The organism is Photorhabdus heterorhabditis (assembly GCF_018448905.1).
In the GTDB taxonomy this organism is placed as follows: Bacteria; Pseudomonadota; Gammaproteobacteria; order Enterobacterales; family Enterobacteriaceae; genus Photorhabdus; species Photorhabdus heterorhabditis.
Genome location: NZ_RCWA01000090.1, coordinates 1 through 3,764, shown reverse-complemented (window position 1 = coordinate 3,764; position 3,764 = coordinate 1). Strand labels below are relative to the sequence as shown.

General features: G+C 56.1%; 1 protein-coding gene. It reads left to right on the top strand.

What is annotated here, in order from left to right:
* Positions 1–162 precede the first annotated feature (162 nt).
* Positions 163–3,732, top strand: a complete 3,570-nt coding sequence (locus tag EAE89_RS22445; RefSeq protein ID WP_339423550.1) for a S8 family serine peptidase — start codon at positions 163–165, stop codon at positions 3,730–3,732.
* The last annotated feature ends 32 nt before the right edge of the window (positions 3,733–3,764 follow it).

Here is a 3,764-nt window from a genome sequence, read left to right as displayed (position 1 = left end):
GCCGGTGGCGGGGACGATAAGATTTTCGGCGGTGTGGGTGACGACGTGATCGAAGTGGGTCACGGGAGTGCAACGATTGATGGGGACGGTGGGGTCAATATAGTCAGCCTGCACGGTAACCACGGCGACTACCAAATTACCCGTACCGACGGAGGATATGTAGTGGCTGACAAGGTCGCCGGGCGTGACGGCACGGTCACGCTGAAAAATATCCAGAAACTCAATTTCGCGGATATTTCGGCGGTGGATTTACAAACACCCAATGCGATGCCTGTCGAGGATGTCCTCACTCACGATAAAGACGGCAAGGTTTTTGATCGTACTCAGCCTCATCTGATTGCCGCCGACAGTCTGTTGGCTAACGATCAACCCCTTAACAGTCAGGGTGCCCTGCGCATTGCCAATGTTGGGGAGGCGACAGGCGGTACGGTCAGCCTCACCGCTCAGGGCGATGTCTTGTTTACGCCGGAGGCAGATTACACCGGTGTCATTAGCTTTAAATATGGTGTCACTGATGCAGCCGGTAATCCGTCAGCGTCGGTCGTCGATCTGCGCAGTGGGGAAACCGCGCCGATGCGCGCCGTGGCGACATTACTGACCCCGGAAGTCCCGCTTGATCCCTTGACGGCTCAGCAATGGTATCTGAGTGATGCCAACATTCTGCCGGTCTGGAAGGACTACACCGGTAAGGGCGTACGTATTGGTCAGTTCGAGCCAGGTGGTCAATTCGCCACCGCGCCCGAAATCTTTGATATCAATCACCCCGACCTTGCGGCGAATGTTGATAAAACCTGGTTGCAGACTCAACAAACCCATGGCACTTTGCCGAACGTGGTTTCCAACCACGCGACAATGGTGGCGGGTGTGATGGTCGCGGCGAAGAATAATGCCGGGGGTGTCGGGGTGGCCTATGAGGCGACGTTGGGCGGCTATTATCTGGCTAATGACGGTGCCGATCTTGCGGGACTGGGGCATATGGTCAGTTTTGACATTGCCAACAATAGCTGGGGGTTTACCGACGATTTTGCACTCAGCAGCTTTCAGGACGGCGCTATCAATACGGCCGCGTCGCTGAGCCTGAATGCGCAGTACGCGGCGGCTAATGGTCGTGGCGGATTGGGGACCGTCATCGTGGCGGCGGGCGGCAACCATCGTGCAGAAGGCGGCAATGCTCAAGGGTCACTGACCAATAACAACCGTTTTTCGGTGGAAGTCGGTGCAATCAACGCACAGGGCGATTTATCGACGTTGCAGATTGGCTCCTCACCCTTTTCCAACCCGGGAGCCAGCCTGTTGGTTTCGGCACCGGGCAGCAATGTCGTGTCGACCAGTTATATGCTGAAAACCGACCGTGGCTCAACGTTTGGCAATGACTACACCAGCATGCAGGGCACCAGCTTTGCCGCGCCGATAGTCTCCGGTGTTGTTGCGTTGATGCTGGAGGCCAACCCGAACTTAGGCTATCGGGATGTGCAGCAGATCCTTGCTCTGTCTGCTCGTAAGATTAATGACCCCTCTACCGCATGGCGCGATAATAGCCGCCATAGCTGGAATGGCGGCGGCATGCATACCAGCAACGATTACGGTTTCGGTCAAGTCGATGCGCGAGCCGCGGTTCGCTTGGCCGAGTCTTGGATGACTCAAAGCACCGCGGCCAACGAGTACGTCTATAGCGCATCCAGCGGTCCTCTGGGGAAAACCCTGGCGGCGGGTGAGACGCTGACGTCGTCTATTGCCATGAATGCCGGTCTGAATGTCGAGCATGTTGAGATCGATTTTGACGCTCAGGTAGGCCGTCTTGGCGATCTGACGCTCAAATTGATCTCGCCGGATGGCACTCAGAGCCTATTGCTCAATCGTCAGGGTAAGGTTCCAGACGGTATGCCGGGCGCGAGTGCGAGCGATTGGGGGAGTAGCCAGTCGGGGACGTTCAAGTACAGCTTTATGTCGACCCATGATTTGGGTGAACGCTCGGCTGGCAACTGGACCCTACAGGTGACCGATGCGAATTCCGGCCTGCCGGTCACATTCAATGCCTGGTCGCTACGTTTGTACGGCAGCAAAAGCACCCCGGATGACACTTACTTTTACACCGACGAATATATCCCGTCGGTGGTCGGACAGGCCAACCGCGCGGTGCTGGATGACGCCGCTAATGGCGTGGCGGGTGGGCGTAATACCCTCAATGCGGCGGCTGTTTCGCGGGATACGTCAGTCAACTTGCTGACCGGTGTTGCCCGCATTGGCGGTGCAGCGTTGACGATAAAGGATCCGTCGGGCATTCAGAATATCGTCACCGGTGATGGCAACGACACGCTAGTCGCGGGTAATGCCGATGCCTTGCTTGATGGCGGGCGTGGAAACAACACCCTGGCAGGGGGGGCGGGCAAGGACTTCTTTGTGGTCCACCGCCGTGAGGCCGGCAGCGATATCATTAGCCACTTCGAGGCGGCTCGTGGCGAAATCATCGATCTGGTCGGATTGGGTGGAAAAACGTTTGCCGATCTGTTGCTGACGCCGCAAGGGGCGGATGTTAAGGTCGATCTGGGTCAGGGGCAGAGCATTATCCTGAAAAATCAGACACTCGCCGGGATCGGTGCGTCGAACTTCACGTTCCAGAACACCTTTATCGCTCCGATGGCTTACACGGGTAGTGACGCCTCAACGCGCCAGCCACAAGAAGGCTTGGGAACCGTGATCCTTAAGGGCGGCGGCAAGGGGGTGACGCTCACTACTGATGCTCAGGGTCAGATGAAATTTAGTCTGAATGGGACGCTCTATAGTCATGACAGTGCGGCATCAGACGTTTTTGTGGTGGCAGCCCAACAGGGTGTCAAGAACTACCAGAATGCATTACGTGGTTTTCGTCACGGCCTTGATAAAATTGATTTGCGTCAAGTCGGGATCACTGATTTCAGCCAGCTCACAATCACTAAGAGCCATCGTGGCACGATCAACGGCCTGTCACAAATTCATGGCGTTGACGTTACCTTTAATGGGGTCAGCGGTACTGATTCAAAGGTGAAGCTGCTATATCTCGATACCCTAGATATTTCGCAGGTCGATGCAGCCGATTTCCTCTTTGCGGAGCCGGGGCCGGATTTGGTGCCAACGGTTGGGCCGGTGGTGACGCCATCTTCCGATAAACCGACGGTGACTGTACCGGGCTCATTGACACCCATTGTCGCCCCCCTTGATGTTGATAAGCCTTTACCGCTTCCCTCTATCGACCTGAAGCCGATGAGTATTCCCCCGAGGAAGCCAGTGAGCATTCCCCTTATCAATGTGGAAGCGATGGAGAGCAAAATAGTTGCCGGCAACGGTGACAATAAGGTGAATGTGATGGGCCGTTTTGCCGATATCACGTTAGGTCATGGTAGCAACGTTATCGGGCATGGGGACAACGATTTGGCGTTTAATGGTGAGATGGGGAACTTGGTGTTTGGAAAGGACATCAGCCCTGAACGTCTGTGGTTCCAGCATGAAGGACAGGATCTGCAAATTTCGGTCATTGGCAGCAAGCAGGAGGTCACGCTGCATAATGGGTATGCCAGTCCTACCGAACGAGCCGGTAGCATCATGGCGGGTGATGGTCATCGGTTGATGGATAGTGATGTCGAACACCTTGTCCAGGCTATGGCTGCCTTCGCGCCCCCAGCACCGGCGACGGCCATGCTCGGTGATGTCGAGCAACAGCGGCTGCAACCTGTACTGGCAGCCAACTGGCACTGATCGGTAACAAGGCCCGTGATGGTTATCGCGGG